This window comes from Longimicrobiaceae bacterium, assembly GCA_035936415.1.
Lineage (GTDB): Bacteria > Gemmatimonadota > Gemmatimonadetes > Longimicrobiales > Longimicrobiaceae > JAFAYN01.
Genome location: DASYWD010000140.1, coordinates 1 through 2964 on the forward strand (window position 1 = coordinate 1; position 2964 = coordinate 2964).

Here is a 2964-nt window from a genome sequence, read left to right on the forward strand (position 1 = left end):
CCCTGGTGCTCGGGGCCCTCGGCCTCCGCCCGCTGCTGGAGCTGGACCTCCGCCTCGGCGAGGGCTCCGGCGCGGCCCTCGCGCTCCCGCTGGTGGACGCCGCCTGTGCCCTCCTGCGCGACGTGCGCACCTTTCGCGAGGCCGGCATCGAGGAGCCGCTGGACGAGCGCGGCGTCCTCTGACCCGCCGCGTCGTGCGGCGTGCCACGTTGCTCCCCCCGCCCTCCCCGCGTTATCCTCTCCCTCTCAGCCCGGCACCCAGCGTCCCTCGCCGACGTGAGGCAGCGATGTCCAGCACACTCGCCCGTTCCGTCCTCCTCCCCGTGCTCCTGCTCCTCGGCGCCTGCGCCCCGCGCGCCACCGTGGCGGACGAGCACGCCGGCCACGCGATGCCGGTGGCCGACACCGCGAGGGCCAGCGCCGTCGCCGCGCTGGACCCGGCCCTCCCCGCCGGGGCGGAGGAGGCGCGCGCCCGGCTGGCCGCCTCCCCGCGGCACGGCGAGTGGGTGACGGTGCGCACCGGACCGGCCGACAGCGTCCGCGCCTGGGTGGTGTACCCGGAGCGCGCCGAGCGGGCGCCGGTGGTGCTGGTGGTCCACGAGATCTTCGGCCTCAGCGACTGGATCCGCGCCGTCGCCGACCAGCTCGCCGCGGACGGCTTCATCGCCATCGCGCCGGACCTGCTGACCATGCAGCGGATCCCGGCCGGTCCCACCGGCGAGCCGAACCCGGATTCCGCCCGCGCCCGGATCCGCGCCCTGGAGCCCGCCGACGTGCACCGGCAGCTGCGCGCCGTCGCCGAGTACGGGATGGCCCGCCCGGCGGCGCTCCCGCAGTACGGCATCGTCGGCTTCTGCTGGGGCGGCGCGGTGGCGTTCGCGCACGCCACCCGGGTCCGCGGGCTGGGCGCGGCGGTGGTGTACTACGGCACCTCCCCCGAGCCCCCGGAGCTGGCGGCGGTGACCGCCCCGGTCCTGGGCCTGTACGGCGAGAACGACGCGCGCGTCAACGCCACCGTTCCCCCCGCGGACTCGGCCATGCGCGCGCTGGGGAAGACCTTCGAGCCGCACTTCTTCGCCGGCGCGGGACACGGCTTTCTCCGCCAGCAGAGCGGCCAGGACGGCGCCAACCTCGCCGCCACCCGGCAGGCGTGGCCGCTCACCGTGGCCTGGTTCCGCCGGTACCTGGAGCCGGGGCAGGCCCCCCGCTGAGGGGCGCGCCTGCTTCACCCGGAGCATCCAGCCGAATGACCCCCTGACGACGCGGATGGGCGCACCACGCGCGCAGCCGTGGCCGCAGCCCGTACACCCTTCTCACGCGCGAGCAGCGACCCGGTACGCAGCACCCGGCGCCAGTTCCGTGCTCGCACCCCGTCCACGAAGTTCTCTGCGAGGCAGTCGATGAAGATGTTCGTCAGCAGCGTGAGGCCGCGATGGAATGCCGCCTCGCCGTCTGGATCCCCCTGCACCAGCGGCCACTGGCGTGCGTAGACCGCGCGGATGCTGCGCAGCATCCGCTCCCCGTCGCGGGACGAGCTGGCGGCGTAGCGCCGGTACCGCGTGACCGCTGGCTCCTCGTAGCACCACCCCGGGTACTCCCGGGCTATGCGCAGGTAGAAGTCGAGGTCGTCCGCGCCCCACGGGTCACGGAAGCCGCCCACGGCTTCCACGGCCTCACGGCGGAACATGGCCGACGACGGCGGGATGATGTACCAGTCGAAGCCCAGCAGGATGTTGTACAGCCAGGTCTCGCGCGGCAGACTGGCCACGCCCCACGGCACGGGCCCCCCCTCGTACGTCATCTCCTCGCGCCGGCCGACCACGAACCCGCACTCGGGATGCTCGTCGAAGGCACGCAGCCCCGCTTCCAGGGCGGGCGGCAGGAGGTGGTCGTCGGCGTCGAGGAACACGAAGTAGCGGCCGCGGCTCAGACGGATCCCGGTGTTCCGTGCGACGGCCGATCCGCCGTTGGCCTGGCGCACCGTGACGGTGGCGGCGTGGGAGGCGGTGACGGCGCCGACGTCGAGCGGAGATCCGTCGTCCACGACGATGATCTCGTAGTCGCGACACGTCTGCGCCGCGACGGTGTGCAGCGTCTCGTCGAGCAGTTCCGCCTGCTTCGGCGTCGAGACGTAGCTTGGGATGACGATCGAAACGAGTGGCGATGGACCGTCCGTCCGGTCGCCCGGGTCCGCCAGGTCCGCAGGTCCGCTCATCAAGGTCCCCAGGGCGAGAGTTAGAGTGACCGCACGCGACGTGTGGCGGCCCGCCGGCGGAACCATCTGCAAGACTCCGGCGAGCAGCCGGACAGCGCACGCGAAGCCGGCGGCCAGGGCGCGCCTTTCTTCAGCCTACACCCCGGGGCCGAATCCACCGCTCCGCCGCCCCCAGCGCGCCGTCCACCGCCAGCGCCAGCACCGCCGCCGGGACCGCCCCCGACAGGATCATCCGCGCGTCGGAGAGGGCGAGCCCCGCGGCGATGGGGTCCCCCAGGCCGCCCGCCCCGATGAACGCCGCCAGCGTCGCCGTCCCCACGTTCATCACCGCGGCCGTGCGCACCCCGGCTAGGATCAGCGGAGCGGCCAGGGGGAGGCGCACGTGGCGGAGCACCTGCCCCGGCGTCATCCCCAGCGCGCGGGCTGCCTCCACGGCGTCCGGGCCGGCATCGCGCACCCCCGTGTAGGTGTTCCGGACGATGGGGTAGAGCGAGTAGAGGAAGAGCGCCACCAGCGCCGGGACGACGCCGATCCCCAGGAGCGGAATCATGAAGGCCAGCAGGGCGATGCTGGGGATGGTCTGCAGGAGCCCCACCCCGCGGATCGCCGCCTCCGCCGCCCCGCCCCGGGCGCGCTCCAGCGCCAGCCCCAGCGGCACCGCCACCAGCACCGCCGCCGCGAGCGACACCCCCACCAGCAGCAGGTGCCGCAGCGTGAGCGCCCCCAGCGGATCGCGCCGCTCCCACAGGT

4 protein-coding genes are annotated in these 2964 nt (G+C 74.5%); 2 read left to right on the plus strand and 2 right to left on the minus strand.

All coding sequences use genetic code 11. The annotated features are described in order from the left end of the window. Nucleotides 1-182, plus strand: a 182-nt coding sequence (locus tag VGR37_05315) for a nicotinate-nucleotide--dimethylbenzimidazole phosphoribosyltransferase (protein HEV2146814.1), incomplete at its 5' end; no start/stop codon positions are given. 104 nt (nucleotides 183-286) lie between these two features. Beyond that, entirely contained in the window at nucleotides 287-1210 is a 924-nt protein-coding gene (locus VGR37_05320) for a dienelactone hydrolase family protein (GenBank protein HEV2146815.1), read from the plus strand. Nucleotides 1211-1224: 14 nt separating this feature from the next. Here VGR37_05320 and VGR37_05325 read toward each other — a convergent pair whose 3' ends face one another. Then, the gene (locus VGR37_05325) at nucleotides 1225-2214 is read right to left on the minus strand and encodes a glycosyltransferase family A protein (GenBank protein HEV2146816.1); all 990 of its coding nucleotides are present in this window, start codon (nucleotides 2212-2214) and stop codon (nucleotides 1225-1227) included. A 130-nt stretch (nucleotides 2215-2344) separates the two neighbouring features. Then, nucleotides 2345-2964 (minus strand): ABC transporter permease (locus tag VGR37_05330; GenBank protein ID HEV2146817.1); only part of this gene is annotated, 620 nt, incomplete at its 5' end.

Bases quoted from the DNA above. Each gene is read 5' to 3' on its own strand.
- VGR37_05320 (HEV2146815.1), top strand. From the start codon at position 287: ATGTCCAGCACACTCGCCCGTTCCGTCCTCCTCCCCGTGCTCCTGCTC.
- VGR37_05325 (HEV2146816.1), bottom strand. From the start codon at position 2,214: ATGAGCGGACCTGCGGACCTGGCGGACCCGGGCGACCGGACGGACGGT.